Below are 26,206 nucleotides of genomic sequence, written 5' to 3' on the forward strand. Positions count from 1 at the left end.
GGCGTGGCGACGTCTGCTCTCGCCGCCCCCCCGCCCCCCCCGCCCACCCCCCCCCCGCCCGGGCGGGCCCCCGGGGCGGGCGTCCGGTGCGGACGCCCGGGAGGGGTCAGTCCTGGACGGTGATGCCCATCGACCGGGCGGTGCCGGCGATGATGCGGGCCGCCATGTCGACGTCCTTGGCGTTGAGGTCCTGCAGCTTCGTCTCGGCGATCTCGCGCACCTGCGCGGTCGTCAGCGAGGCGACCTTCTTGACGTGCGGCTCCCCGGAGCCCTTCTCCACGCCCGCGGCCTTCTTGATCAGCTCGGCGGCCGGCGGCGTCTTGGTGATGAAGGTGAACGAGCGGTCCTCGTAGACCGTGATCTCGACGGGGATGACGTTGCCGCGCTGGGCCTCGGTCTGCGCGTTGTACGCCTTGCAGAACTCCATGATGTTCACGCCGTGCTGACCGAGCGCGGGGCCGATCGGCGGGGCGGGAGTGGCCTGACCGGCCTTGATCTGGAGCTTGATGAGCCCGGCGACCTTCTTCTTGGGGGGCACGGTCGGTCCTCTCGGTAGCGGTGGGCGGCCTTATCGGTGCCCGCGGATCGGGCGACGACGGGTTGAGGCCGTCGTCCAGTCTACGCGGCGCGCGCGGTGGCGCCGGACGCGCGCGAGCCCCGGCCGTCCGGCCGGGGCTCGCTGCGGGGCGGGACGCCTCAGATCTTGGCGACCTGGTTGAAGCTGAGCTCGACGGGCGTCTCGCGACCGAAGATCGAGACCAGCACGGTGACCTTCTGCCGCTCGGGGGCGATCTCGGAGATCGTCGCCGGCAGCGTCTCGAAGGGACCCTCCATGACGGTGACGGACTCGCCGACCTCGAAGTCCACGACCTTGGCCGCGGGGGCGGCCGCCGCGCCGGCGCCGCTCTCGGCGCCCGCCTTGGGCTTGGGCTGCAGCGAGGGGGCCAGCATCGAGAAGACCTCGTCGGTCGACAGGGGCACCGGCTGGTGGGTGTTGCCCACGAAGCCCGTCACGCCCGGGGTGTGGCGCACGGCGCCCCACGACTCGTCGGTCAGGTCCATCCGGACCAGGACGTAGCCGGGGATGCGCACGCGGCGCACGTTCTTGCGCTGGCCGTTCTTGACCTCGACGACCTCCTCCATCGGCACCTCGACCTGGAAGATGTAGTCCTCCATGTTGAGGCTGGTGATGCGGGTCTCGAGGTTGGTCTTCACGCGGTTCTCGTAGCCCGCGTAGCTGTGCACGACGTACCAGTCGCCGGGCATGCGCCGCAGCTTCTTGCGGAACTCCTCGGCCTCGTCGACGTCCTCGTCGTCCGCGCCGGCCGTCGCGGCGGCGGCCACGTCCTCGTCGGTGACCTCCTGCGCGGGGTCGGCCGCGACGTCCGCCAGCGGGTCCGCGTCGCCCAGGTCGCCCGGCTCGTCGCCCTCGACGGCGCCCAGCGCGTCCGCGACCGGCACGTCCGGGGTGTCGGCCGCCTGCTCGTCCGCCGCCTCGGCGTCGGCGGCGTGGTCGGCGCGCACGTCCTCGCCGCTGTAGCCGGTGAGCGCGGCGAACACGTCGTCGGGCTGGGCGTCGTGGTCGGACGAACGCTGACCGACGGAGGGTCCCCACTGCTCGGACACGGTGCTGACCTGCTTCCTCAGATGATCGGGAGACGGACGGGCCGGCGGGCCCGCGGCGTGTCCGTCAGGACCCGAACACCAGCAGGACGAGCCGGCCGATGCCGTAGTCCAGCGCAGACACGAAGAGCATCATCACCGACACGAAGACCAGGACGACGCCCGTGTAGCTGACGAGGTCCTTGCGGGTGGGCCAGACGACCTTGCGCAGCTCCTCGACGACCTGGCGCAGGAAGAGCAGGACCCCCGTGCGCTTCCGGGCGTCGGCGGGCTCCGCCTGCGCCTTCGTCGTCTGGCTCACGTGGACCCTGCCCCTCACCGTCGCCGGTGCTCGTCGTGCGGACGCGTCCTCGGCGGACGCCGGTGGTGCTCGCAGGGCAGGAGGGACTCGAACCCACAACCGCCGGTTTTGGAGACCGGTGCGCTACCAATTGCGCCACTGCCCTGTACGGCTCCGAGCGCCCCGCCGGGCGCGCGTCACCACGGCGGAACGAGCCGCCGCCCGGCCACTGTAGGCGAGGACGGCGCCCCGCGTCGAACCCGCCCCCGGACCCGGGCCCGCGCCGCTGCACCGGACCCGCCGCCGGGCCCGGTGACAGGATGGGCGCATGACCGCCGCGAGCTCCCCCGCAGCCCCGCCCGCGACCCCGGAGCGCCGTCGCGTCTCCGCCCGCGTCGCCGGCATCGCCGAGTCCGCCACGCTGGCGGTCGACGCGAAGGCCAAGGCGCTCAAGGCGGCCGGGCGCCCGGTCATCGGCTTCGGCGCCGGTGAGCCCGACTTCCCCACCCCCGCCGACGTCGTCGAGGCGGCCGTGGCGGCCTGCCAGGACCCCGCCAACCACCGCTACACCCCCGCCGGGGGCCTGCCCGTCCTGCGCGAGGCCATCGCCGCCAAGACGCTGCGCGACTCCGGCTGGGAGGTGCCCCCCTCGCAGGTCCTGGTGACCAACGGCGGCAAGCAGGCCGTCTACGAGGTCTTCGCCGCCCTGCTCGACCCGGGCGACGAGGTGCTGCTGCCGGCGCCGTACTGGACGACGTACCCCGAGGCCGTGCGGCTGGCCGGCGGCACCGCCGTGGAGGTCTTCGCCGGTCCCGAGCAGGGCTACCGCGTGAGCGTCGAGCAGCTGGAGGCCGCGCGCACCCCGCGCACCAAGGTGCTGCTGTTCAACTCCCCCTCCAACCCCACGGGCGCCGTCTACCCGCCCGAGGAGGTCCGCGCCATCGGCCGCTGGGCCCTCGAGCACGGTGTCTGGGTGGTCTCCGACGAGATCTACGAGCACCTGGTCTACGACGGCGCCCGCGCCGCCTCGATGCCCGTGGAGGTGCCCGAGCTGGCCGACACCTGCGTCGTGCTCAACGGGGTCGCCAAGACGTACGCCATGACGGGCTGGCGGGTCGGCTGGCTCGTCGGGCCCGCCGACGTCGTCAAGGGCGTGGGCAACCTGCAGTCGCACCTGACCTCGAACGTCGCCAACGTCTCCCAGCGCGCCGCCGTGGCGGCCCTGACGGGCGGGCTGGACGCCGTCGCCCGCATGCGCGAGGCCTTCGACCGGCGCCGGCGCACGATCGTCTCGATGCTCTCGGAGATCCCCGGCGTCGAGTGCCCCCTGCCGCAGGGCGCCTTCTACGCCTACCCCTCCGTGCAGCAGCTCATCGGCAGGAGCCTGCGCGGGCGGGAGATCACCTCCTCCGCGGCGCTCGCGGAGATCGTCCTGACCGAGGCCGAGGTGGCCGTCGTGCCCGGCGAGGCGTTCGGCCCCAGCGGCTTCCTGCGGCTGTCGTACGCCCTGGCCGACGACGACCTCGTCGAGGGCGTCGGGCGCCTGCAGCGGCTGCTGGCCGAGGTGTCCTGAGCGCAGCCGCAGCCACCGGGGTCCACCGGCCGTCCACCGGCCGGTGGACACCGGTGACCGCCCCGCGGTGGTGCCGCCGGGGCCCCGGGCGCGGCACGCTCGGGCTCATGAGCACAGCGACCACCGCCGCGGGTCCCGCCGTGCGGGTCCGCGGCCTCGTCAAGCGCTACGGGCACCCCGTCACCGGCCACCTCGCCGTGGACGGCCTCGACCTCGACGTCGAGCGCGGGGAGTGCTTCGCCCTGCTGGGTCCCAACGGGGCCGGCAAGACCACCACCGTGGAGGTCCTGGAGGGCCACCGCAGCCGCACCGCCGGGGAGGTCGAGGTCCTCGGGCAGGACCCGGCCACCGCCGGCCTGGACTGGCGCGCCCGCACCGGCATCGTGCTGCAGAGCGCCACCGACGCCGCGGACCTGTCCGTGCAGGAGGTCGTGCGGCACTTCGCCGTCTACCACGCCGACCCCCGCGACCCCGACGAGGTCGTGGAGGCCGTCGGGCTGACCGGGCAGCGCCGCACCCGGGTGCGGGCGCTGTCCGGCGGGCAGCGGCGGCGCCTCGACGTGGCCCTGGGCATCCTCGGGCGCCCCGAGCTGCTGTTCCTCGACGAGCCGACCACGGGCTTCGACCCGGAGGCGCGGCGGCAGTTCCACGACCTCGTGCGCGCGCTGCGCGCGGACGGCACGACGGTCCTGCTCACCACCCACTACCTCGACGAGGCCGCGCAGCTGGCCGACCGCGTCGGCGTCGTGGCGCGCGGGCGCCTGCTGGAGGTCGCTCCGCCCGACCGGCTGGGCGGGCGGGCCGCGCTGGGCGCCGTCGTGAGCTGGACCGAGGACGGCCGGCCGCGCGAGGAGGTCACCGCGGCGCCCACGGCGCTCGTGCGCTCGCTGCTGGCGCGCCCCGGCCTGCTGGTGGACGGCGAGGTGCCCGGCCTGCAGGTGCGCCGGCCCACGCTGGAGGACGCCTACCTCGCGCTGCTGGACTCCGCCGGCGCCGCCGCCGACGGGACCGGCGCCTCCCCCGAGCACGTCCCCGCCCCCACCCCGAGGAGGTCCCGGTGAGCAGCACCAGCACCACGGGCACCACGCCCGGCGACGTCCCGGCCGCGGGGCGCGCGCCCGCCCGGCGGCGCCCGTCCACGGCGCGGCTGGCGCTGGCCCGCGTGCGCCTGGAGCTGCTGACCAGCTCCCGCGAGCGCGACGCCGTCGTCTTCGTCTTCGCCTACCCGGTGCTCATGATGGTGATCTTCGGGGCGGTCTTCGGCGACCAGGAGCTGCCCGACGGCACGCCCTTCGCCCGCTACTTCCTCGCCGGCATCGCGGCCACCGCGATCGTGCTGACGAGCTTCCAGAACCTCGCGGTGACCATCGCCCGCGAGCGCGAGGACGGCACCCTCAAGCGGCTGCGCGGCATGCCCGTCCCGGTGAGCGCCTACGTGCTGGGCAAGGTGGGCGCCGTCCTGGTCAGCTCGCTGGCGCAGACGGTGCTGCTGCTGGCGGTGGCGCGCCTGGCCTACGACGTGCCGCTGCCCGCGGACGCCGAGCACTGGCTGCGCTTCGCGTGGGTGTTCGCCCTGGGCACGGTCGCCGGGTGCGTGCTGGGGATCGCCGCCTCCGCCCTGCCGCGCAGCGGGGCCTCGGCCAACGCGGTCATCACCCCGCTGGTCCTGGTGCTGCAGTTCGTTTCCGGCGTCTTCTTCGTCTACGGCTCGCTGCCGGAGTGGATGCGCAGCGTCGCCGAGCTGTTCCCGCTGAAGTGGATGGCGCAGGGCATGCGGGCGGCCTTCCTGCCGGAGTCGGCGGTGGCCGCCGAGCCCGGCGGCAGCTGGGAGCTGGGCACCGGGGCGCTCGTCCTGGCCGCGTGGGCGCTCGTGGGGCTCGTGGTGTGCCTGCGGACCTTCCGCTGGTCGCGGCGGGACGCGTGAGCGCCCCGGCGCCCGCCCGCGCGGACGGCCCCTCGTGGTGGGTGCGCGCCGTCGTCGGCTGGCACGTGGCCGCGGCGGTCATGCTCGGCATCGCCGTGGTCGTGCTCGTGGCCGTGCCGGGCGAGCGCTGGCCCCTGGCGGCGGCCGCCGTGGCCGCGGTGGCGCTCGCGTACGTGCTGCGCGGCGCGCGCAGCGCGACCGAGCGCGGCACCGGCCGCCCCTACCTGGTGGTCCTCGTCCTGGGGCTGGGCGCGGCGTTCGCCGGCCAGCCGGAGCTGAGCTTCCTGCTGTTCCTGGGCTTCCCGCAGGTGTGGCTGCTGTCGGAGACCACCCGGGAGGGGGTGGCCTGGACGGTGGCGCTCGCCGCCTCGGCCACGGTGGGCCTGGTCGCCGGGTACGGGTCGCTGGCGCGCGCGCCGGGGGTGGCGACCTCGCTGGGCGTCAGCGTCCTGTTCAGCTGCGCGCTGGGCGTCTGGATCTCCAAGATCATCGATCAGAGCCAGGAGCGCGCGGAGCTCATCGCGCAGCTGGAGGCGGCCCGGGCGCAGCTGGCGGAGGCCCACCACGCCGCCGGCGTCAGCGAGGAGCGGGCGCGGCTGGCCCGCGACATCCACGACACCCTCGCCCAGGGGTTCACGAGCGTCCTGCTGCTGGCCCGCTCGGCGGACGCGGTCGCCGACGACCCGGCGGCCGTGCGCGAGCGGCTGGGGCAGGTCGAGGAGGCGGCCCGCGAGGGGCTGGCCGAGGCGCGCACCCTCGTGGCCGCCATGTCGCCGGTGGCGCTGAACGACGGCGGGCTGGAGCAGGCGCTGCGCCGGCTGGCGGACCGGGTGTCCCGGGAGAGCGGGGTCCGGGTGGACGTGCAGGTGGACGTGCAGGTGGGGGCCCGCGACGGGCTGGGCGGGCTGGGCCGTCCCGGCGAGGTGGTGCTGCTGCGCGCGGCGCAGGAGGCGCTGGGCAACGTGCGCCGGCACGCGCGGGCCACCCGGGCGCGGGTGCGGCTGTGCGCGGGCGCCGACGGCGTGGTGCTGGAGGTCGTCGACGACGGGGTGGGCATCGGCCCGGACGCCGAGGCGGCCGGGCGCGGCTACGGCCTGGCGGGCACGCGCCGGCGGGTGGAGGAGGCCGGCGGCCGCTTCGACGTGGGCGGCGTCCCGGGCGGCGGGACGGTGCTGCGGGTGCGCGTGCCGGCCGGTGCCGGCGCGGCACCCGCCGAGGGTGCGGGGGGCGGGGCGTGAACGCGCCGGCCGGTGCCGGGGCCGTGGTGCGCGTGCTGGTGGCCGACGACCACCCCGTCGTGCGCGGCGGCCTGGAGGCGCTGCTGGCCGCCGCCGACGGCATCGAGGTGGTCGGCTCGGCCGCGGACGGGCTGGAGGCCGTCGAGCAGGTGGCCCGGCTGCGCCCGGACGTGGTGCTCATGGACCTGCGGATGCCGCGGCTGGACGGCGCCGGCGCGACCGAGCGGGTGCGCCGCGAGCACCCGGGCGTGCACGTGCTGGTGCTGACCACGTACGAGACGGACGCCGACATCGTGCGCGCGGTGGAGGCCGGGGCGACGGGCTACCTGCTCAAGGACACCCCGCTGCCGCAGCTGCTGGACGCGGTGCGCTCGGCGGCGCGCGGGGAGACGGTGCTGGCGCCGCCGGTGGCGGCGCGGCTGGTGGCGCGCCTGCGCGAGCCGGTGCCGGAGGCCCTGACACCGCGGGAGGTGCAGGTCCTGGCCGCGGTGGCGGAGGGCGCCACGAACGCCGAGGTGGGCCGGCGGCTGTTCATCGGCGAGGCGACGGTCAAGACGCACCTGCTGCGGGCGTTCGCCAAGCTCGGGGTGGACGACCGCACGCACGCGGTGACGGTGGCGATGGAGCGCGGGCTGCTGCCGCGCCCCGGGGAGCGCTGAACGCGCCACCGCTCCCCCGGCTCGTCACGCCCAGCCCTGGCAGACTCACGCAGCGTGCACCACCGTCCCGTGCAGACGCTGCCGAAGGCCCACCTGCACCTGCACTTCACGGGGTCGATGCGCCCGGCGACGCTGCGGGAGCTGGCCGCCGAGCACGGCGTGCGGCTGCCGCCGGCCCTCGACGGGCGGCGCGTGCTGTCGCTGTCGCCGGACGTGCGCGGCTGGTTCCGCTTCCAGCGGCTGTACGACGCGGCGCGCTCGTGCGTGCGCACCGCGGAGGACATGCGCCGGGTCGTCCTGGAGGCCGCGCAGGACGACGCCGCGGAGGGTTCGCGCTGGCTGGAGCTGCAGGTCGACCCCACCACGTACGGCGCGCACCTGGGCGGCACCGTCCCGGCGCTGGAGGTGGTGCTCGACGCGGCGCGGGAGGCCAGCGCCACGACGCCGACGGCCGTGGCGGTCGTGGTGGCGGCCAGCCGGACGCGGCACCCGCTGGACGCGCGGGCGCTGGCCCGGCTGGCCGCCCGGTACGCGGGCGAGGGACCGGGCACGGTCGTGGGCTTCGGGCTGTCCAACGACGAGCGGGCGGGCACGACGGCGGACTTCGCCGCGGCGTTCGACATCGCCCGGCGGGCGGGGCTGGCGTGCGTGCCGCACTCCGGGGAGCTGCTGGGGGCCGGCCACGTCGCGCACACGCTCGACGCGCTGCGCCCGGACCGGATCGGGCACGGCGTGCGCAGCGCCGAGGACCCCGCCGTCCTGGACCGGGTGGTGGCCGCGGGGGTGGCGCTGGAGGTGTGCCCCACGAGCAACGTGTCGCTGGGGGTGGCGCACGACCTGGGCAGCGTGCCGCTGCGGACGCTGCTCGCGGCGGGCGCGCAGGTGGCCCTGGGGGCGGACGACCCGCTGCTGTTCGGCCCGCGGCTGGCGGCGCAGTACCGCAGCGCCCGCGATGACCACGGCCTGGACGACGCGGGCCTGGCGGCGCTGGCGCGCTCCTCGATCAGCGCCTCGCGGGCGCCGGCGGACGTGCGGCGGGAGCTGCTGGCGGCGGTGGACGGGTGGGCGGCGGCCCCGGCGGACGGGTGAGGCGGTGGTGAGGGGCTCGACGGAGGCCCGCGCCGCGTGATTGACTCAATGAATCATGTCATTGAGCACCCCGGTGCTCCCGCACCGGAGGTCCGCCCGTGTTCGCCGGTCTGCTCCTCGTCGTCCCGCTCCTGCTCCTGTTCGTCGCCGGCACCGTCGCGGCGGTCGTCGTGCTGGCCCGGCGCGTGCCCGCCGCCCGGCTGGACCCGGCGGTGGCCGCGGCCCGCCGGCACGGCGCGCTCGTCGCGGTCGCGGCGCTCGCGGTGACCGCGGCCGTCCTGCTCGCCGGGACGTCGCTGCCCCTGACGTCGCTGGAGCGCACGCAGGCGGTGGCGACCGTCCCGCTCGTGGCGGCCACCGCGCACGCCCTCGTCAGCGCCGCGGGCGCCGCGCTGCACCGGCCGCGGCGCGCCTCGCCGGTGCGCACCGCCCGGCTGGCGCCGCGCACCGTGCGCGAGCACGCCCCGCGCGCCCTGGCGCGGGCCACCACCGCCGCCGCGGCCGGCCTGCTGCTCGTCTGCGCCCTCGGCGCCGCCCTGGCCGACGGCACGGGCCGCGCGGTCTCGTGGACCTCCCCCGACGGGGTCCTCGGGTCCAGCGCCGGAGCCTTCCCCGGCGCGTTCTACGCCGGCCCGGTCGCGGCCGCCGCCGCGGTGCTCGCCGCGGTGACGGCCCTCGTCGTGCGCGGCCTCGTGCGGCGCCCGGCCGTACCCGGCGCCGACGCCACCACCGACGCCCTGCTGCGCACCACCGCCGTGCACCGCGTCCTGCGGGTGACCCTCAGCGCCCTGCTCGGCACCGCGGGGGCGCTGCTCGTCGTCGGCGGCGAGGCGGCCGCCCGGCTGACCGGCGGCCGCTACGCCGTCGACGGGGTGTGGACCGTCGTCGCCGGCGACCCGCTGTGGCAGGTCGGCGGCGTCGCGGCGGCGGTGGCCGGGCTGGTCGCCGCGCTGGCCGGCGTCCTCGTCCTGGCCCTGCCCGCGCCGGGGCTGCGCCCGGCGCCCGGCGAGCCGGTGCGCGCGTGAGCGAGCTGTCCGTCACGGTCGACACGGCCTCGGCCGTACCCGTCTACGAGCAGCTGCGCCGGCAGGTGAGCACCCTCGTGGCCACCGGCGCGCTGCGTACGGGCGACCGGCTGCCGGCGGCGCGGGCGCTGGCCGCCGACCTCGGCCTGGCCCTGGGCACCGTGCAGCGCGCCTACCGCGAGCTGGAGGCCGCGGGGCTCGTGGCCTCGCGGCGGCGCACCGGCACGGTCGTCACCGCCACCGCGCCGGCCGTCGAGGACGACGTGCGCTGGGCGGCGGAGGGGTTCGTCGAGCGGGCCCTGCAGGCGGGGATGGACGAGGAGGACGTCCTCGACGTCGTGCGCGGTGCGCTGGCGCGCGCCCGGTCCCGCCCCCCGATCACAGCGAGCAGCCGACGAGCACCGGCTCGTTGACCAGGTCGACGCCGAAGCGCTCGCGCACCCCGGCGGCGACCTCGCGGGCCAGCGCCAGCAGGTCCGCCGCGCTGGCCCCGCCGCGGTTGGTCAGCGCCAGCGCGTGCTTGGTGGACAGCGCCGCCGGGCCGGGCGCGCCGTGGCCGCGGCCGAAGCCGGCGCGCTCGATGAGCCACGCCGCGGACGTCTTGACCAGCGGCCGGCCGTCCCCGTCGGTGCCCGCGGGGTAGCGGGGCGCGTCGGCCGGCAGGGCGTCGGCGCGCTCGGCCGGCAGGACGGGGTTGGTGAAGAAGGAGCCCGCGCTCCAGGTGTCGTGGTCGGAGAGGTCGGTGGCGTCCCAGACCATGCCCTTGCCGCGGCGCAGCTCCACGACCGCCCGGCGCACGTCGGCCGACGGCACGCGGTCGCCGACCTCGACACCGAGGCGGCGGGCCAGCTCCGGGTAGGCCACGGGCGCGGAGGCGTCCGACAGCCGGAACTGGAACTGCACCTCCAGCACGACGTAGCGGCTCTCGGCGTGGGTGCCCGCGAGCGCCACCCGCTCGGTCTTGAGCCGCGAGGTGCGGTAGCCGAAGCGCAGGTCGGCGCCGGCGAAGGTGCGCTGGCGCCGCTCGACGCGGTCCCACGTGCGCACCGCGGCGAGGGTCTGCGAGACGTCCTGGCCGTAGGCGCCGACGTTCTGCACGGGGGTGGCGCCCACGGTGCCGGGGATCCCGGACAGCGCCTCCACGCCCGTCCACCCGTTCGCCACGGCGCGGGCGACGAAGCCGTCCCAGCTCTCCCCCGCCGCGACGGTGACCACGGCACCGCCGCAGGCGTCCTCGGACTCCAGCCGCACCCCGGTGGTGGCCACCCGCACGACGGTGCCGTCGAAGCCGTCGTCGGCGACCAGCAGGTTGGAGCCGCCCGCCACGAGCAGCAGCGGATCGCCGGCCGCGTCGGCGGCGGCGACCGCCTCGACGAGCTCGTCGGCGGTGCGGGCCAGGACGACCCGGCGGGCCGGGCCCCCCACGCGCAGGGTGGTGAACGGGGCGAGCGCGACGTCGGTCGGCGCAGCGGTCACGGTCGGCCTCCCGGGGCGGGTCGGGGACGCGGGGGTCAGCGGGGCTGGTGGGGCGCGGGGGTCAGGGCACGCGGGTGGGCGGGGCCGAGCCCACGGTCACGGCGCCGGCCGGCGGGCGCGCCGTGCTGGACAGGGCCAGCGCGACCGCGGAGGCCGCGGCGGCGGCCAGCAGGGCGGTCAGGACGTCGACGTGGTCGGCGAGGAAGCCCAGCAGCGGCGGGCCGGCCAGGAAGGCCGCGTACCCGACGGAGGAGACGACGCTCACGCGGGCGGCGGCGCCGGCCTCGTCGTCGGCGGCCGCGGACATGCCCAGCGGGAAGCCGAGAGCGGCGCCCACGCCCCAGGCGGCGGCGCCGAGGAGGGCCACGGGCAGCGAGGGGGCCGTGACGACGACGACGACGCCCACGACGGCCAGCGCCGCGCAGGCGCGCAGCGCCGCCACCCGGCTCATCACGCCCAGCAGGACCGGGCCGAGCAACCGGCCGACGGTCATGAAGACGACGAAGACGGCGAAGCCGGCGACGCCCGTGTCGTGGGAGGCGCCGTAGCCGTCGACCAGCCCCAGGGCCAGCCAGTCGTTGGCGGTGCCCTCGACGAAGGCCATGCACAGGACCATGACGCCCAGCAGCAGCGTGCGCGGCTCGCGCCAGGCGTCGCGCAGCGCCAGCCCGCGCGGCTCCTCCTGCCCCGGCTCGGGGGCCGGCGGGGCGGCGAGGAAGCCGCGCACGGCCACGAGCGTCGCGGCCAGGACGGCGAGCGCCAGCGTCCCCAGGTGCGCCCACGTGGGCACGCCGAGGCGCAGCAGCAGGACGCCCAGGCCGGCAGCGGCCACGGTGCCGAAGCTGAACCCGGCGTGGAAGCGGGACATGATCGAGCGGCCGAGGCGGCGCTCGACGGCGGCGCCCTCGACGTTCATCGCCACGTCCCAGGCGGCCGTGCCGGCGCCCTGGACGAACAGGCCCGCGGCCACGAGGGCGGCGCTGCCGACGACGTCGACGCCCACGGCGACCGTCAGCAGCCCGGTGGCGACGGCGAGGACGCCGGCGGTGACCGTGCGCACCCGGCCCAGGCGCATGACGACGAGGCCGGCCAGCGGCATCGTCAGCACCGAGCCCACCGACAGGGCCAGCAGCAGGAAGCTGAGCTGGCTGTTGCTCAGGCCGAGGTCCTCGCGCACCGTCGGGATGCGCGAGATCCAGGTGGAGAAGGCGAAGCCGTTGAGGGTGAAGGCGGCGTAGACGGCGGTGCGCGCGCGCCGGACGGCCGGGGCGGGACCCGCCGCGGGGACGGCGGCGCCGGGTCCGGGGGCGGGCCCGGTCACGGCAGGCGCACGACGGCGCGGGCGCGGCCCAGGACCTTCACGCCCGCGCTGGTGACCGTCAGCTCCACCGTGGCGGTGCGGGCGTCCTCGTCGCGGGCGCTGACCCTGCCGGAGACGCGCACGGCCGCGGCGGTGCCGGCGGGCACGACGACGGGCTGGGTGAACTTGGTGCCGAAGGAGACGACGGCGGCGGGGTCGCCCGCCCAGTCCTCGACGGCCGAGCCGGCCAGGCCCATCGTCAGCATGCCGTGGGCGATGACGTCGGGCAGGCCGACGGCACGGGCGGCGGCCTCGTCCTGGTGGATGGGGTTGTGGTCCCCGCTGGCGCCGGCGTAGGCGACGAGGTCGGCGCGGCTGAGGGCGTGCTCGACCTCGGGCAGCTCGTCGTCGACGGCCACGTCGTCGAAGCGGCGGGCGCCGGTGGGGGGCTGGCTCACGAGTCGGCTCCGCGGACGACGAGGGTGGACACGGCGGTGCACACCGGCTCGCCGGCGGCGGTGCGCAGCTCGCTGCGCGTGGTGACCATCGCGTTGCCCGCGACGACGCGCACGCGGTCCACGTGCAGCTGGGCGACGACCTCGTCACCGGCCACGATCGGGCGGTGGTGGGTGAAGGTCTGCTCGCCGTGGACGACGCGGGAGAAGTCGACGCCCGCGGCCGGGTCCTGCACGAACTGCGCGTCGGCGCGCTGGGCGAGCACGACGGCGAAGGTGGGCGGTGCGACGACGTCGGCGTGCCCGAGGGCGCGCGCGGCCTCGGCGTCGTGGTGGGCCGGGTGCCCGGCGCGCACCGCACGCGCGAAGGCCCGGACCGCGTCGGCGGTGACCGACACGGCCGGGCCCACGGGGTACACCCGCCCCTGGAAGGACTCGTCGACGGTGACGGGGTTCGAGGGGCTCACGGTGCCGCCTGCTGCGCGCTGGGTCAGCGGGTCTCGCGGTGGGTGGTCTTGCGGCCGCAGCGGGGGCAGAACTTCGCCAGGTCGAGCCGGTCGGGGTCGTTGCGCCGGTTCTTCTTGGTGATGTAGTTCCGCTCCTTGCACTCGGTGCAAGCCATGGTGATCTTCGGGCGGACGTCGGTGGTCTTGGCCACGGCGGGGTGCCTCTCTCGTTCTCGGTCCAGCGGGCGGCGCTCGCGAGAGCTCGGCGGTGCGCCGCGGTCTGCCGTCCAGGGTACGCCCGTGCGGCGGCCACCCGGCACGCGGAACGAGCGGTCGCCCCACGGAGGACGACCGCTCGCACGTCTCGCGTAGCGGAGGCCGGACTTGAACCGACGACACAGCGATTATGAGCCGCTTGCTCTACCAACTGAGCTACTCCGCCGCGCACGCCCTGCGCGGGGGCGTGCTGCGAGCCCCGATCGAGGATTGAACTCGAGACCTCTTCCTTACCAAGGAAGTGCTCTACCACTGAGCTATCGGGGCACTCGCCGCGCTGCGCGGCGTGAGGTCGAGCCTACACGCCGCGACCCGGGCCCGTTGACCGGGCCCGGGTCGCGCCTCGCGACGTGGCGGGTGATGGATTCGAACCAACGAAGGCAATGCCGGCGGATTTACAGTCCGCTCCCTTTGGCCGCTCGGGCAACCCGCCATGCCCCCGGCGTGCCGGGGACGAGTGAGAGGATAGCAAGGTCCCGGGGGTGCGGTCACACCGGCCGCGCACCGGGGCACGAGCACCGTCCAGGCAGCACGTCCGGGCAGCACCGGGCAACACCGAGGGGGAGCAGTCCGTGGCCAGCGAGTCGTCGTTCGACGTCGTCAGCAAGGTGGACCGGCAGGAGGTCGACAACGCGCTCAACCAGGCGGCGAAGGAGCTGTCGCAGCGCTACGACTTCAAGGGCGTGGACGCCTCGGTGCGCTGGAGCGGGGACACCATCCTCATGGCCGCCAACAGCGAGGAGCGCGTCACCGCGGTGCTCGACGTCCTGCAGACGAAGCTGATCAAGCGCGGGGTGTCCCTGAAGGCGCTGGACACCTCCGAGCCGGTCGCCTCCGGCAAGGAGTACCGCATCACCGGCACCCTCAAGGAGGGCCTGGAGCAGGACGTCGCCAAGAAGATCGGCAAGCTCGTGCGCGACCAGGGCCCCAAGGGCGTCAAGACGCAGGTCACCGGGGACGAGATGCGCGTGTCGTCCAAGAGCCGCGACGACCTGCAGGAGGTCATCGCGCTGCTCAAGGGCGCCGACCTGGACGTCGCCCTGCAGTTCGTCAACTACCGGTGAGCCGCCCCTCCCCCGCGGCCCGGCCCGTCCCGGCACCCACCCGGCGCGCGCTGCTCGGCCTCGCCGCGCTGGGCGGGACGGGCGCGCTGGCCGCCTGCTCCGGCGGGGAGCCGGAGCCGGCGCCGACCACCCCGGAGCCGGCGCCGACGCCCACGGAGACCGGGCCGGCGCCCGAGCCCACGCCCACGGAGACCGAGGAGCCGTTCGTCCCCGAGGGGCTGAGCGAGTCCCAGCGCAGCGAGTACCGCTTCGGCGACCACCCGCGGCAGGTCTCCGACCTGTGGCTGCCGGCCGACGGGCGGCGCGAGGCGATCGTCGTCCTCGTGCACGGCGGCGGGTACATGGCGCGCACCGACCGGCGCAACCTCAACCTGCACGTGGCCGACCTCGTCGGCCGCGGCTGGCCCGTCCTCAACACCGACTACCGCGGCTACGACGACGACGGCGGCGGCTGGACGGGGACGTTCACCGACGTGGCCACGGCCGTGGACATGGCCGCCGAGGCCGCCGCCCAGCACGGCCTGCCGCTGGAGCGGACCGCCGTCGTCGGGCACTCCGCGGGCGGGCACCTGGCGCTGTGGGCCGCGGCCCGGCCGCGGCTGCCCGAGGGCGCCCCCGGCTCCGGCCCGCGCGTCGTGCCGGCGGTGGCCGCGTCGATGTCCGGCGTGCTGCACCCCACCGCGCTGGGCGGCGAGACCGGCGACCCGAACGTCGTCGCCGTCTTCGGCGGGCCCGCCGACGTCGTGGACCAGCACTACGCCCTCGGCGACCCGACCCGGCTCGTGCCGCTGGGGGTGCCCCTGCGCGTCGTGCACGGCACGGCCGACGACACCGTCCCCGTCACCCAGACGCAGGAGTTCGCCGACGCCGCGACGGCCGCCGGCGACACCGTGTCCCTGCAGCTGTTCGAGGGCGGCACCCACGTCGACCCGCTGTACGTCGGCGAGGAGACGTGGGGCTCGGTGCGCGACTGGATCACCGCGCAGCTGGAGGCGCTGGGCGCCTGAACGCGCGCGCCCGCCCGGTGAAGCCGGGCGGGCGCGGGTCGAGCGGGCGCTCGCCGCGTCAGCGGCGGTAGCCGGCCAGCCCCTCCAGGCGGGCGATGCGCTCGGCCATGGGCGGGTGGGTGGCGAACATCTTCGACACGCCACCGCCGCGGAACGGGTTGGCGATCATCAGGTGGCTGGAGTTGACCAGCTCGCGCTCGGGCGGCAGCGGCAGCTGCCGGGTGCCCATCTCCAGCTTGCGCAGCGCCGAGGCCAGCGCCAGCGGGTCGCCCGTCAGCTTCGCGCCGTCCTCGTCGGCGTCGTACTCGCGGGTGCGGCTGATGGCCAGCTGGATGAGGGTGGCGGCCATCGGCGCGGCCAGCGACAGCAGCAGCACGGCGATCGGGTTGCCGCGCTCGCCGTCGCGGCCGCCGCCGCCGAAGGCGCCGAAGAACATCCCGAACTGGGCGATCGAGGTGATGAGCCCGGCGACGGCCGCGGCCACCGACGAGGTGAGGATGTCGCGGTTGTAGACGTGCATCAGCTCGTGCCCGAGGACGCCCCGCAGCTCCCGCTCGTCGAGCATCTGCAGGATCCCCTCGGTGCAGCACACGGCCGCGTTGTCGGGGTTGCGGCCCGTCGCGAAGGCGTTGGGCGCCATCGTCGGGGACACGTACAGGCGCGGCATCGGCTGCTGCGCGCGGTTCGACAGCTCCCGCACGATCCGGTACATCGCCGGCTGCTCGGCCTCGGAGACCGGCCGCGCGCGCATGGCGCGGATCGCCAGCTTGTCGGAGTTCCAGTAGCCGTAGGCGGTGGTGACCACGCCGAGGACGGCGAAGACGAGCAGGAAGACCGGCGCCCGGAAGGAGCTGGCCAGGACCCACCCCAGCAGGAGCAGGACGGCCCAGATGGCCCCGAAGAGCGCGGCGGTCTTCAGACCGTTGTGGTGGCGGTGCAACCCGGCCCCTCCCTCGTCTCGCGCCCCGGACGACGTGGCGCCCGGCGGGACGGCTGCCCGGGCGCACCGGTGCAACGCCCCGCGGCGGGGAGGCGTTCCGGCGCACCACCCGGGGGCGCCGCGGGACAGGGCCGGTCAGCGCCGGTGGCGCGCGCCCGGGTGCGCGGCCGCCAGCCGCGGGCCCTCGCCCGTGCCCAGCCGCTCGCGCAGGGTCGTGCCGGCCGCGGGCCGGGGCGCCAGCCGCCCGCGGCGCTCCAGCTCGGGCACGAGGTGGTCCACCACGTCGGCGAAGGTGCCCGGCATCGTCGCGTACATGAGGTTGAAGCCGTCGACGTCGGCGACGTCGGAGAACTCCTCCAGGGCGTCGGCCACGGTGGCCGGTGAGCCCGCCAGCACCGGCCCGCGCCCGCCCACGGCGACGAAGCGGGCGAGGTCGTCGACCGTCCAGGTGCGCTCGGGGTCCTGGGTGAAGCTCGCCAGCGCCGAGCGGTTGGCGTCGGTGGTGACGTGCTGCAGCGGCGCGTCCGGGGCGAGCCCGGCCAGGTCGACGCCCGTCCACCCGCCGAACAGGGCCAGCGCCCCCTCCCGGCTGGCGCGCTCGCGGTAGTCGGCCAGCAGGGCCGCGGCCTCGGCGTCGTCCGGGCGCACCACGACCGTCAGGCCGGCGAACACCCGCACCGCGCGCGGGTCGCGGCCGGCCCGCTCGACCTGCTCGCGCAGCGCGTCCACCGAGCGGCGCACGTGCCGCGCGGTGGGGCCGATGACGAAGACGGCCTCGGCGTGGGTGCCGGCGAAGCGCTGCCCGCGCGGGGACGAGCCCGCCTGGAAGATCACCGGGGTGCGCTGCGGCGACGGCTCGCACAGGAACGCGCCGGGGACGTCGAAGTACCGGCCGTGGTGGGCGATGTCGTGGACCTTGGCCGGGTCGGCGAAGACGCCGCGCTCGGCGTCGCGCACGACCGCGCCGTCCTCCCAGGAGCCCTCCCACAGCTTGTAGCAGACCTCCAGGTACTCCTCGGCGACCTCGTAGCGCTCGTCGTGGGCGACCTGCGCGGTGAAGCCGAGGTTGCGGGCCGCGGAGTCCAGGTAGCCGGTGACGACGTTCCACGCCACGCGCCCGCCCGTGAGGTGGTCCAGCGTCGTCAGCCGCCGCGCCAGGGAGTACGGCTGCTCGTAGGTCGTGGTGACGGTCAGCCCGAAGCCCAGCGTCCGCGTCACCGCCGCCATCGCCGAGACCGCGCCCAGCGGGTCGTTGACGGGGACCTGGGCGGCGGCGCGCACCGCGGCGTCGCGCGAGCCGCCGTGCACGTCGTAGACGCCGAGGACGTCGGCCAGGAACAGCGACTCGAACCCGCCGCGCTCCAGCAGCCGCGCCAGCGACGTCCAGTGCTCCAGCGTGCGGTAGTCGGCGCTGCGGTCCTCCGGCCGCGCCCACAGCCCCGCGGCCTGGTGGCCCACGCAGGCCATGGCGAACGCGTTCAGCCGCAGCGGGCCGCGCCCGGCGGGGGTGGCGCTCACCGCTCGCTCCCGGCCAGCGGCGCGAACGCGGTCTCGCGGGCGGCGGCCGCCGAGACGGCCGTCAGCACCGCCAGCAGGCTCAGGTACCCGGCGACCAGCCACGGCGACCCGTCCCCGGCGGCCAGCAGCGCGGCGGCGATCAGCGGGGTCAGGCCGCCGCCGAGGACCGCGCCGATCGAGTAGCCCAGCGAGGCGCCGCTGTAGCGGGTGCGCTCGTCGAACTGCTCGGCGAAGAACGCGCCCTGCGACCCGTACATGCTGTCGTGGCCCAGGTTGACGGCCACGACGACGGCCGCGCCGATCAGCAGGCCCGCGCCGGTGTCGAGCAGCCAGAACGCCGGGACGGTGAACACGGCGGTCAGCACGGCGCCGAACAGGTACACCGGCTTGCGGCCCACCCGGTCCGACAGCCGGCCCCACAGCGGGGTCGCGGCCAGGCTCAGGACGGAGGCGACGAGGACCGCGAGCAGGCCCAGGTCGGCGCCGTCCTCGCGCACCTGGTTGGCCAGGTAGTTCAACGCGAACACCGTGTAGAGGACGTAGCCGCCGTTCTGCCCCAGCCGCATGCCCGTCGTCAGCAGGACGCCGCGCGGGTTGCGGCGCAGCACCTCCAGGACCGGCTGGCGGGCCACCTCCCCAGCCTCGCGCACCGCGCGGAACGCCGGCGACTCGGTGACCTTCAGCCGGATGAGCAGGCCGACGACGACGAGGACGGCGCTGACGAGGAACGGCACCCGCCAGCCCCAGGAGAAGAACTGCTCGTCGTCCAGCAGCGTGCGCGTCAGCCAGAAACCACCGCTGGCCAGCACCATGCCGGCCGCCGAGCCCATCTGCGGGACGGCGCCGTACAGGCCGCGCCGCCCCGGCGGGGCGTGCTCGACGGACAGCAGCACCGCGCCGCCCCACTCCCCGCCGGCGGAGAAGCCCTGCAGCAGCCGGGCGAGGGTCAGCAGCACGGGCGCCCACACGCCGATCTGCGCGTACGTCGGCAGCAGGCCGATGAGCGTGGTGGACACGCCCATGAGCAGCAGCGCCGCCACGAGGACGGCCTTGCGGCCCACCCGGTCGCCCAGGTGGCCGGCGACGGCGCCGCCCAGCGGGCGGGCCACGAAACCCACCGCGTAGGTGGCGAACGCCGCGACCGTGCCGGCCGCGGTGCTGGACTGCGGGAAGAACAGCGGGCCCAGGACGAGGGCGGCCGCCGTGCCGTAGAGGTAGTAGTCGTACCACTCGATCGTGGTGCCGACGAAGGAGCCGAGGGCCGCGCGGCGGCGCGCGACGTCGGGGGCGGGCAGGGCGCGCGAGGGCGCGGGGGCGGTGCTCACTGCGGGTGCGTCTCCCATCGGTCCTGGCGGTAGCACCGTCCCTCGCGGGTGGTTGCTGCGACGTCGACGAGCCAGGTCTCTCGGTCGCTCTGGATGGCCGCCGGGAACGCTAGGCCATCGCCTCCGGAGCGCGCAACGCGCCCGCCCCGTCACGGCGCGTCGCACCGGGGCTGTTGCGGCGGCGCGGGCGCGGCGGGAGGCTCGCGCCGTGCACAGCGGGGGCGACGTCGGCGCCGAGGAGGCCCTCGCGCTGTTCCGCGCCACCGCCGACAGCGTCGACCTGACGATCTGGACGACCGACGCGGCCGGGCGCTGCACGTTCGTCAACCGCGCCTGCCTGGAGTTCTTCGGCACCACGCCGGAGCGGATGGCCGGGACGTCGTGGCGCTCGATCTGCCACCCGGACGACGCCGACGCCTACCTGCGCGCGTTCGACGAGGCGACCGCGCAGCGGCGCGGGTTCCGCGCGCAGGTGCGGGTCCGGCGCGCCGACGGGCAGTGGCGCTGGATCGAGACGCAGGCGGCGCCCCGCTGGTCCGCCGACGGCGTCTTCCTCGGCCTGACGGGCGCCAACCCCGACGTGACCGACCACCGCCGCCGCGAGGAGGCCGCGGCCGTGCTGGCCGCCGTCGGGGAGGACTTCGCGCGCGAGGCGTCCGGGCTGGCGGCGCTGCGCGGCATCGCGCGCCGCGTCGCCGCCCACACCGGCGCCGCCCGCGTCACCGCGTGGGCGGTGGAGCCGGACGGCGGCGCGGCGGCCGGGGCCCCGCTGGAGGTGGTGGCGGACGAGCCCGGTGACGGGACGCACCGCGGGCCCGGCGCCGACCCGCCGGGCGCCGCCCTCGCCGCGCGGCTGCGCGCGGGCCAGGTGCTCGTCGAGGACGGTGACGTCCTCGTGCCGTTCGTCACGGGCGGGCGGTGGGTGTTCCTGCTGCGGGTGCGGGACGCGCCCGGGCGGCGCTGGCGCGCGGACGAGCTGGACCTGCTGGCCGACGTCGTGCCGCGCGCCTACCTGTGCCTGGTGCGCGAGCGCGAGGAGCGCGCCGTCCGCGAGCGGTACGCGCGCGCCCGCGAGGTGGCCCGGCAGCTGCAGCGGGCGCTGCTGCCGGCGAGCCTGCCGGTGCTGCCGCGCGCGGAGACGGCCGCCCGCTACCTCGTCGCCGGCGGGGACGGCGCCCGCGCCGGCGGCGACTGGTTCAGCGCCCTGGTCCGGCCGGACGGGCGGCTGGCGCTGGTCGTCGGCGACGTCGTCGGGCACGGCGTGGCCGCCTCGGCCGTCATGGGGCAGCTGCGCGCCGTGCTGGAGCAGCGCCTGGCCGACGGCGACGCGCTGCCGGTCGCGCTGGCCGCGCTGGCGCGCGCCGCCGCCCGGGTGCCGGGGGCGTCGGCGGCCACGGTGTGCGCGGCGGTGCTCGACCCCGCGACGGGCGAGGTGGAGCACGCCGTGCTGGGCCACCCGCCGCCGCTCGTGGCGGGCCCGGGCGGGGTCCGCCGGCTGCCCGCGACCGGCGCGGCCCCGCTGACGTCCTCGCTGACGGCCCCCGGCGCGCTGCCGCCCACGGCCGTGGACCGGCTCGGGCCGGGCGAGCTGCTCCTGCTGCACACCGACGGGCTCGTCGAGCGGCGCGGCACGCCCCTGCCGCAGCGCCTGCGGGCCCTGGCGGACGCCGCCGCGCGCGCGGCCGCCCCGCCCGGGCGAGCGGCCGGTGCCGTCGTCGACGACGTGGTCACCGCCCTGCTCGACGGCGCGGTCCAGGACGACGCGACGGTGCTCGCGGTGCGCCCGCGCCCGCCCGTGGCCCCGCTGCGGTGCGGCGGGCCGGCGCTGCCGTCGTCGGTGCGCCGGCTGCGGCGGGAGGTGGCGGCCTGGCTGGAGGCGGCCGGTGCGGGGTCGCGGGACCGGCGGCTGCTGGCGCTGGCCGCCGGGGAGGCCGTCACCAACGCCGTGGAGCACGCCTACCGCGACGCCCCGCCGGGGCGGGTGGAGGTGCGGGCGCGGCTGGAGGACGACGGCGCCGCGCTGCTGGAGGTGAGCGACGACGGGCGGTGGCGGCCGGCGGACGCCCACCCCGGGGACCGCGGCCGCGGCCTGGTGATGGTGGGCGCCGCCGGCAGCGTCCGGGTGGACCGCGGCGGGACCGGCGGCGGCGGGGCGGGCACGACGGTGCGCGTGCGGCGGGTGCTGGGCGCCGACGTGGACCAGCGCGACCCCGGCGGGGAGGACGCCGCCGGAGCGGGCGACGACGGCGCGGGAGCGGGTGACGACGGTGTCCTCGCGGTGCGGGTCCTGACGGCCGGCGGGCCGGGCGCGCCCGTGCCGGTGCGCGTGCGCGGCCCGGTGGACCTGGAGTCGGCGCCCCTGCTGCAGGAGGAGCTGCTGCGCGCCGGCCGGCACGGCGCCCTCCCCCTGCGGGTGGACCTGGCCGGGGTGACGCACCTGGCCAGCGCGGGGGTGCGGGCGCTGTGGGCGGTGCGCGACGCCGTGGGCGCCGGCGCCCTGGCGCTGCGGGCACCCGACGGCAGCACCGCCGCCCTCGTCCTGGACCTCGTGGCCCTGCCCCGCGACCCCTGAGGGGCGCCGGTCATCGGGTCAGCCGGGCACGCCCGCGCGGACGTCCAGCGCGCCGAGCCCGGTGGCGTCGCGCACGTCGCAGTCGCGGTCGAGGACCACGGTCAGCGGCGTGCCGGCGCGGCGGCAGCGGCGGTCGGCGGCCGTCAGCACGGACACGGCGGCCGAGCCGAGGTAGTCCACGCCCGTGAGGTCGACGACGACGCGCTCGGGCGGGGCGGCCTGCGCCTCGGCGGTGCCGACGGCGGCCGCGAACCGGCGCGCGGTCAGCAGGTCCACCTCGCCGCGGACCGTCAGCAGCCGGCCCCCGTCGCACGGGCGCGGCCCGTCGACGACGAGGTCCTCACCGGGCTCCCCCGCGGCGCCCGCGGCCGCCGGGCCGTGGGCGGGGTCCCCGGCCGCCAGGGCGCGGTCGAGCAGGTCGTCGACGCGCCCGTGCGCCCCCGCGGGCAGGACGCTGGTGCGCGAGACGAGGTCGACGAGGCGCTGGGCGAGCACGGAGAGCTTGACCTGGCTGTGCATCGAGTACCACTTCAGCAGGCCGAACGCCTCGTCGGCGTCCACGCCGTAGGCGAGCATCAGGGCCCCCTTGGCCTGGTCGATGACCGTGCGCGAGGCCAGGGCCACCTCCAGCTGCTCCTGCACGCGCTGCCCGACCCACCGGTCGGCGCCGGAGGCGACGTCGACGACGTGCCCGCGGACCCGCCGCAGCGGCGTGCCCGGCCGCTCCGGGTCGGCCGCCCCCGTCACGACCACCGCGCGGGGCGCGCCCTCGACCTCCACGGGCACCTGCACGGCGAACGGCTCCCCGTGCAGCGCGCACGTGCGCACGGCACCGAGCAGGTGCTGCCAGCCGGCCGGGCCGTACAGGTCGCGGACGCGGTCGGCGGTCAGCGCCGTCCAGCGCCGCTCCCCGCCGTGCACGGCGTTCGTGCCGGCGGACCACCACCAGCGGCCGCCGGGCAGGTCGGCGACGTAGGTGCCGGTCGGCAGGTCGAGCGGGGGGTGCGTCTCGGACACGGGAGTCTCCAGGTGCGGCGACCGCGGCCCGGGGGCAGCGGTCGGTGGACGAGCACGCTGCTGTACCCGGGCGGGGGTGGGCCCGCGGCCATCCTGTCCCCGGGCCCGGCCCCCCCGCCACCCCGCGGGCAGCGCCGGGACCGGACCCGGGGCGGGGTCAGGACGAGCGGCGGCGGCGCAGCTCGGCCGTCAGCGCCGGCACGACCTCGGTGAGGTCGCCCACCACGCCGTAGTCGGCGAACTCGAAGATCGGGGCGTCCGCGTCCTCGTTGACGGCCACGACCGTCACCGAGGCGTCCATGCCGCCGCGGTGGTGCACCGCGCCGGACACACCCACCCCCACGTACAGGCGCGGGCTGATCGTGACGCCGGTCTGCCCGACCTGCGCCTCGTGCCCGATCCACCCCTCGTCGGTGGCCACGCGGGTGGCGCCCACGGCCCCGTCGAGCACGTCGGCGAGCTCCTCCAGGGGCGCGAAGTCGCCGTTGGTGCCGCGCCCGCCGACGACGACGACCTCCGCCTCGGCCAGCGAGGGGCGGTCGGAGGTGGGCCGGGGCGCGCGGGAGACGACGGTGACGGCGCGCGCCGCCGCGGACGCCTCGACGCGGTGCTCGTGCTGCTGCGGCCGCGAGGGTTGCGCCGCCGGTGCCGCGCGCAGCGAGTGCGGCTTGACGGTGACGACGGCCAGCTCGCCGGTCACGGCGCAGCGGGTGGCCCACGAGCCGGCCAGCACGGCCTTGCCGGCGACGACGCGCCCGTCGGCGACCTCGACGGTCGTGGCGTCCGTGACGACCCCGCCGCGGGTCTGCACCGCCAGGCGGGCGGCGGCCTCCTTGCCCTCGAAGGTGGAGGCCAGCAGGACCAGCGGGACGGGGTGGGCGGCCAGCACGGCGCGCAGCGCGTCGGTCACCGAGGCGGTGAGCCGGTCGTCGGCGCCCTCGACGTGCACCAGGTGCAGGTGGTCGGCGCCGTGGGCGGCGGCCAGCTCGGCGGCCGTGCCGTGCCCGTCGTCGCCCACCCGCACCGCGTGCACGGCACCGGTGCCGGGGTCCCCGGCCAGGTCGCGGGCCAGGGTGAGCAGCTCGGCCGCGGTGGACCGCGGCGCGGACCCCTCGCGGGCCGGGTGGTGGTCCAGCAGGACGAGGACGTCCATCACGCGAACCCCTTCGTGGCCAGGTAGTCCGCGAGGTCGCGGACCACGACGGCCGTGTCGGCCGTGTCGGTGACGACCACGCGCCCGGGCCGCTGCGGGCGGGGCGCGGCCTCCAGCACGCGCGTCGTCGAGCCGTCCAGGCCCACGGACGCGCCGTCCACGCCCAGCGCGGCCAGGTCCAGCACCGTCACGGGCGCCTTGCGGGCGGCGAGGATGCCCTTGAAGGCCGGGAAGCGGGCGCGGAACGCCTGGTCGGTGACGCTGAGGACCACCGGCGCGGGCGCGGACAGCTCCTCCACGTCGGTGGAGGTCTCGCGGCGCACGGACACCGTCCGACCGTCCGGCCCGTCGGCCACGTCCACCCGGTCGACCAGCGTCAGCTGCGGCCAGTCCAGCTCCGCGGCCAGCGCCGCCGGCACCAGCGAGGTCAGCCCGTCCAGCCCGGCCATGCCGGCCACGACCACGTCCACCGGGTCCTGCGCGTGCAGGTGGCGCACGGCCGCGGCCAGCACCCGGGCGGTGGCGAGGGCGTCGGAGCCGGCGACCGCCTCGTCGGTGACGTGGACGGCCGTGGTGGCGCCCATCGCCAGGCCGCGGCGCAGCGCCTCCACGGCCGCGGCCGGCCCCACCGTCAGGACGGTGACGTCGTGCGGCGGCTCGTCCCCGGCCGGCGGGTGCGCCTCGACCAGGCGCAGGCCCGCCTCCAGGGCGTCCTCGTCGAGCTCGTTGAGGGTGTCGTCCTCCCCGCCGCGGGCCAGCAGGCCGTCGGGGCGGAAGGACCGCGCGGACTGGATGTCCGGGACGTGCTTGACGCAGACGACGACGCGCACGTCAGGACCCGGCGCCCGCGTCGGCGAGCACCTCGCGCGAGTAGCGGACCATGTCCTCGCGGGGGACGACCTTGACGCGCTCGCGGCCCTGGGCCTCGCCGAGGGCGCGCTCGTAGGCGTCCAGGACCTCCCAGTCGTTCCAGGTCAGGACGTCCACGCCCTTGGCGCGCAGGAAGTCCACGACCGCGTCCGGGTCCGGCGCGGTGGCGCGCGGCAGGGCGGCCGCGTCGGCGACGAGGTGGCGCACCGTCTCGGAGGCGTCGGACTTGGTGTGGCCGATGAGGCCGACGGGCCCGCGCTTGATCCAGCCCGTGCAGTACAGGCCGGGCACCTGCTCGCCCTCCGGGGAGACGACGCGGCCCTCGTGGTTGCTGATGACGCCCTTGACGGCGTCGAACGGCACGCCCGGCAGCGGGGAGCCGAAGTAGCCGACCGCGCGGTAGACCGCCTGCACGTCCCACTCGTGGACCTCGCCGGTGCCCTCGACGGTGCCGTCGCCGGTCAGGCGGGTGCGCTCGGTGCGCAGGCCCACGACGTGCCCGTCGCGGCCGACGATCTCCTGCGGGGCGTGCAGGAAGTGCAGGTGGATGCGGCGCGAGGCCGTGCCGGCCGACTCGCGCATCGCCCAGTCCGTCAGGGTCTTGACGACCTGCTTGGTCTGGTTGGAGGAGGCGATGGCCGCCTCGGAGCCCTCGTCGAAGTCGAAGTCCTCCGGGTCCACGAGCACGTCCACGTCGCGGACGTGGCCCAGCTCGCGCAGCTCCAGCGGGGAGAACTTCGCCTGGGCGGGGCCGCGGCGGGCGAAGACGTGCACGTCGGTGACCTTCGACGCCTTCAGCCCGGCGTGGACGTTGTCCGGGATCTCCGTGGTCAGCAGGTCGTCGGCGTGCTTGGCCAGCATGCGCGCCACGTCCAGGGCGACGTTGCCGGCGCCGAGCACCGCGACGCTGGAGGCCTCCAGCGGCCACTCGCGCGGGTAGTCGGGGTGCCCGTCGTACCAGGAGACGAAGTCCGCGGCGCCGAAGCTCTCGGGCAGGTCCACGCCCGGCACGGCCAGCGGCGCGTCCTCGATGGCGCCCGTGGAGAAGACCACCGCGTCGTAGTGGCGCTGCAGCTCCTCCAGCGTGATGTCGGTGCCGAAGTCCACGTTCGACAGCAGCCGGACCTCCCCGCGGCCCAGCACCTTGTGCAGGGCGACGACGATCTGCTTGATGCGGGGGTGGTCGGGCGCGACGCCGTAGCGCACGAGGCCGTACGGGGCGGGCAGCCGCTCGAAGAGGTCGATGCTCGTCTCGACGTCGGCCTTGGACAGGATGTCCGCCGCGTAGATGCCGGCCGGCCCGGCGCCGACGATGGCCACGCGCAGGGGACGGTCGCCGTTCGCGCTGCTCACAGGGTGGATCGCCTTCCGTCAGG

At 77.0% G+C, this 26,206-nt stretch carries 26 protein-coding genes, 4 tRNA genes and 1 riboswitch; of the genes, 11 read left to right on the plus strand and 19 right to left on the minus strand.

Annotation, left to right across the window (positions count from 1 at the left end; all coding sequences use genetic code 11):
• Positions 1-106: 106 nt before the first annotated feature.
• The 4 genes from rplK to ACRYMY_RS10970 form a co-directional block, all read right to left on the minus strand.
• Positions 107-538 (minus strand): 50S ribosomal protein L11, encoded by a 432-nt coding sequence (gene rplK / locus ACRYMY_RS10955; RefSeq protein ID WP_432547294.1) that lies wholly within the window; start codon positions 536-538, stop codon positions 107-109.
• Positions 539-696: 158 nt separating this feature from the next.
• Positions 697-1,626 (minus strand): transcription termination/antitermination protein NusG, encoded by a 930-nt coding sequence (gene nusG / locus ACRYMY_RS10960; protein WP_432547295.1) that lies wholly within the window; start codon positions 1,624-1,626, stop codon positions 697-699.
• A gap of 64 nt (positions 1,627-1,690) precedes the next feature.
• Positions 1,691-1,924: a preprotein translocase subunit SecE gene (gene secE / locus ACRYMY_RS10965; RefSeq protein ID WP_369055907.1), complete on the minus strand. Its 234-nt coding sequence runs from the start codon at positions 1,922-1,924 to the stop codon at positions 1,691-1,693.
• Between the two features lie 72 nt (positions 1,925-1,996).
• Positions 1,997-2,069, minus strand: a tRNA-Trp gene (locus tag ACRYMY_RS10970).
• A 162-nt stretch (positions 2,070-2,231) separates the two neighbouring features.
• On the opposite strand from ACRYMY_RS10970, the gene ACRYMY_RS10975 reads away from it, so the two are divergent.
• The 8 genes from ACRYMY_RS10975 (at position 2,232) to ACRYMY_RS11010 (ending at position 9,824) form a co-directional block, all read left to right on the plus strand.
• Complete coding sequence (locus ACRYMY_RS10975) at positions 2,232-3,476, plus strand: pyridoxal phosphate-dependent aminotransferase (RefSeq protein WP_432547296.1); 1,245 nt, start codon at positions 2,232-2,234, stop codon at positions 3,474-3,476.
• 107 nt (positions 3,477-3,583) lie between these two features.
• On the plus strand, positions 3,584-4,537 hold the full coding sequence (locus ACRYMY_RS10980; protein ID WP_432547297.1) for an ABC transporter ATP-binding protein: 954 nt from the start codon (positions 3,584-3,586) through the stop codon (positions 4,535-4,537).
• Positions 4,534-5,400, plus strand: coding sequence for an ABC transporter permease (locus ACRYMY_RS10985; RefSeq protein ID WP_432547298.1), 867 nt, complete (start codon positions 4,534-4,536; stop codon positions 5,398-5,400). Before ACRYMY_RS10980 ends, ACRYMY_RS10985 begins: the two co-directional genes overlap by 4 nt.
• A complete protein-coding gene (locus ACRYMY_RS10990; RefSeq protein WP_432547299.1) occupies positions 5,397-6,638 on the plus strand; it encodes a sensor histidine kinase in 1,242 nt (413 codons plus the stop codon). The genes ACRYMY_RS10985 and ACRYMY_RS10990 overlap by 4 nt, the downstream gene beginning before the upstream one ends.
• Positions 6,635-7,297, plus strand: a complete 663-nt coding sequence (locus tag ACRYMY_RS10995) for a response regulator transcription factor (protein ID WP_432547300.1) — start codon at positions 6,635-6,637, stop codon at positions 7,295-7,297. Before ACRYMY_RS10990 ends, ACRYMY_RS10995 begins: the two co-directional genes overlap by 4 nt.
• 54 nt (positions 7,298-7,351) lie before the next feature.
• Positions 7,352-8,386 (plus strand): adenosine deaminase, encoded by a 1,035-nt coding sequence (locus tag ACRYMY_RS11000; protein ID WP_432547301.1) that lies wholly within the window; start codon positions 7,352-7,354, stop codon positions 8,384-8,386.
• A 98-nt stretch (positions 8,387-8,484) separates the two neighbouring features.
• Positions 8,485-9,411 (plus strand): hypothetical protein, encoded by a 927-nt coding sequence (locus ACRYMY_RS11005; protein WP_432547302.1) that lies wholly within the window; start codon positions 8,485-8,487, stop codon positions 9,409-9,411.
• Positions 9,408-9,824 carry a GntR family transcriptional regulator gene (locus ACRYMY_RS11010; RefSeq protein WP_432547303.1) on the plus strand — a complete coding sequence of 139 codons (417 nt, stop codon included), beginning with the start codon at positions 9,408-9,410 and terminating at the stop codon, positions 9,822-9,824. The genes ACRYMY_RS11005 and ACRYMY_RS11010 overlap by 4 nt, the downstream gene beginning before the upstream one ends.
• Here ACRYMY_RS11010 and ACRYMY_RS11015 read toward each other — a convergent pair.
• The 8 genes from ACRYMY_RS11015 to ACRYMY_RS11050 form a co-directional block, all read right to left on the minus strand.
• On the minus strand, positions 9,790-10,887 hold the full coding sequence (locus ACRYMY_RS11015) for a UDP-N-acetylmuramate dehydrogenase (RefSeq protein ID WP_432547304.1): 1,098 nt from the start codon (positions 10,885-10,887) through the stop codon (positions 9,790-9,792). The two genes, ACRYMY_RS11010 and ACRYMY_RS11015, sit on opposite strands and share 35 nt — an antisense overlap.
• Positions 10,888-10,948: 61 nt before the next feature.
• Positions 10,949-12,208 carry an MFS transporter gene (locus tag ACRYMY_RS11020; protein ID WP_432547305.1) on the minus strand — a complete coding sequence of 420 codons (1,260 nt, stop codon included), beginning with the start codon at positions 12,206-12,208 and terminating at the stop codon, positions 10,949-10,951.
• The gene (locus tag ACRYMY_RS11025) at positions 12,205-12,645 is read right to left on the minus strand and encodes a MaoC/PaaZ C-terminal domain-containing protein (RefSeq protein WP_432547306.1); all 441 of its coding nucleotides are present in this window, start codon (positions 12,643-12,645) and stop codon (positions 12,205-12,207) included. Before ACRYMY_RS11025 ends, ACRYMY_RS11020 begins: the two co-directional genes overlap by 4 nt.
• Entirely contained in the window at positions 12,642-13,109 is a 468-nt protein-coding gene (locus ACRYMY_RS11030; RefSeq protein WP_432547307.1) for an FAS1-like dehydratase domain-containing protein, read from the minus strand. Before ACRYMY_RS11030 ends, ACRYMY_RS11025 begins: the two co-directional genes overlap by 4 nt.
• Before the next feature lie 23 nt (positions 13,110-13,132).
• Positions 13,133-13,300: a 50S ribosomal protein L33 gene (rpmG, locus tag ACRYMY_RS11035; RefSeq protein ID WP_369055894.1), complete on the minus strand. Its 168-nt coding sequence runs from the start codon at positions 13,298-13,300 to the stop codon at positions 13,133-13,135.
• A gap of 157 nt (positions 13,301-13,457) precedes the next feature.
• Positions 13,458-13,530 (minus strand) — tRNA-Met (locus ACRYMY_RS11040).
• A gap of 29 nt (positions 13,531-13,559) precedes the next feature.
• A tRNA-Thr gene (locus ACRYMY_RS11045) sits at positions 13,560-13,631 on the minus strand.
• A gap of 84 nt (positions 13,632-13,715) precedes the next feature.
• Positions 13,716-13,797 (minus strand) — tRNA-Tyr (locus tag ACRYMY_RS11050).
• A gap of 139 nt (positions 13,798-13,936) precedes the next feature.
• Here ACRYMY_RS11050 and ACRYMY_RS11055 point away from each other — a divergent pair.
• Both ACRYMY_RS11055 and ACRYMY_RS11060 read left to right on the plus strand, forming a co-directional pair.
• On the plus strand, positions 13,937-14,428 hold the full coding sequence (locus ACRYMY_RS11055) for a YajQ family cyclic di-GMP-binding protein (RefSeq protein ID WP_432547308.1): 492 nt from the start codon (positions 13,937-13,939) through the stop codon (positions 14,426-14,428).
• Positions 14,425-15,435 carry an alpha/beta hydrolase family protein gene (locus ACRYMY_RS11060; RefSeq protein ID WP_432547309.1) on the plus strand — a complete coding sequence of 337 codons (1,011 nt, stop codon included), beginning with the start codon at positions 14,425-14,427 and terminating at the stop codon, positions 15,433-15,435. Before ACRYMY_RS11055 ends, ACRYMY_RS11060 begins: the two co-directional genes overlap by 4 nt.
• Before the next feature lie 58 nt (positions 15,436-15,493).
• On the opposite strand, the gene htpX is transcribed toward ACRYMY_RS11060, so the two are convergent.
• The 3 genes from htpX to ACRYMY_RS11075 all read right to left on the minus strand — a co-directional run bounded on the left by htpX (position 15,494) and on the right by ACRYMY_RS11075 (position 19,236).
• Positions 15,494-16,375 (minus strand): zinc metalloprotease HtpX, encoded by an 882-nt coding sequence (gene htpX, locus ACRYMY_RS11065; RefSeq protein WP_432547310.1) that lies wholly within the window; start codon positions 16,373-16,375, stop codon positions 15,494-15,496.
• Positions 16,376-16,510: 135 nt separating this feature from the next.
• Complete coding sequence (locus ACRYMY_RS11070; RefSeq protein WP_432547311.1) at positions 16,511-17,893, minus strand: LLM class flavin-dependent oxidoreductase; 1,383 nt, start codon at positions 17,891-17,893, stop codon at positions 16,511-16,513.
• Entirely contained in the window at positions 17,890-19,236 is a 1,347-nt protein-coding gene (locus ACRYMY_RS11075; RefSeq protein WP_432547312.1) for an MFS transporter, read from the minus strand. Before ACRYMY_RS11075 ends, ACRYMY_RS11070 begins: the two co-directional genes overlap by 4 nt.
• Positions 19,230-19,318: riboswitch (SAM riboswitch) on the minus strand. (Overlaps the previous gene by 7 nt.)
• Positions 19,319-19,426: 108 nt before the next feature.
• Here ACRYMY_RS11075 and ACRYMY_RS11080 point away from each other — a divergent pair.
• Positions 19,427-21,790, plus strand: a complete 2,364-nt coding sequence (locus ACRYMY_RS11080; protein WP_432547313.1) for a SpoIIE family protein phosphatase — start codon at positions 19,427-19,429, stop codon at positions 21,788-21,790.
• A gap of 18 nt (positions 21,791-21,808) precedes the next feature.
• Here the strand turns inward: ACRYMY_RS11080 and ACRYMY_RS11085 are convergent, their stop codons facing one another.
• The 4 genes from ACRYMY_RS11085 to ACRYMY_RS11100 all read right to left on the minus strand — a co-directional run bounded on the left by ACRYMY_RS11085 (position 21,809) and on the right by ACRYMY_RS11100 (position 26,183).
• Positions 21,809-22,807 (minus strand): ANTAR domain-containing protein, encoded by a 999-nt coding sequence (locus ACRYMY_RS11085; protein WP_432547314.1) that lies wholly within the window; start codon positions 22,805-22,807, stop codon positions 21,809-21,811.
• A gap of 157 nt (positions 22,808-22,964) precedes the next feature.
• Positions 22,965-23,960 (minus strand): electron transfer flavoprotein subunit alpha/FixB family protein, encoded by a 996-nt coding sequence (locus ACRYMY_RS11090; RefSeq protein ID WP_432547315.1) that lies wholly within the window; start codon positions 23,958-23,960, stop codon positions 22,965-22,967.
• A complete protein-coding gene (locus tag ACRYMY_RS11095; protein ID WP_432547316.1) occupies positions 23,960-24,790 on the minus strand; it encodes an electron transfer flavoprotein subunit beta/FixA family protein in 831 nt (276 codons plus the stop codon). The genes ACRYMY_RS11090 and ACRYMY_RS11095 overlap by 1 nt, the downstream gene beginning before the upstream one ends.
• Position 24,791: 1 nt before the next feature.
• Complete coding sequence (locus tag ACRYMY_RS11100; RefSeq protein ID WP_432547317.1) at positions 24,792-26,183, minus strand: FAD-dependent oxidoreductase; 1,392 nt, start codon at positions 26,181-26,183, stop codon at positions 24,792-24,794.
• Positions 26,184-26,206: the final 23 nt, after the last annotated feature.

It is taken from the genome of Kineococcus haloalkalitolerans, assembly GCF_050871905.1.
Classification (GTDB): domain Bacteria; phylum Actinomycetota; class Actinomycetes; order Actinomycetales; family Kineococcaceae; genus Kineococcus.

Bases quoted from the DNA above. Each gene is read 5' to 3' on its own strand.
- ACRYMY_RS11075 (WP_432547312.1), bottom strand. From the start codon at position 19,236: ATGGGAGACGCACCCGCAGTGAGCACCGCCCCCGCGCCCTCGCGCGCC.
- ACRYMY_RS10975 (WP_432547296.1), top strand. From the start codon at position 2,232: ATGACCGCCGCGAGCTCCCCCGCAGCCCCGCCCGCGACCCCGGAGCGC.
- ACRYMY_RS10980 (WP_432547297.1), top strand. From the start codon at position 3,584: ATGAGCACAGCGACCACCGCCGCGGGTCCCGCCGTGCGGGTCCGCGGC.
- ACRYMY_RS11090 (WP_432547315.1), bottom strand. From the start codon at position 23,960: ATGGACGTCCTCGTCCTGCTGGACCACCACCCGGCCCGCGAGGGGTCC.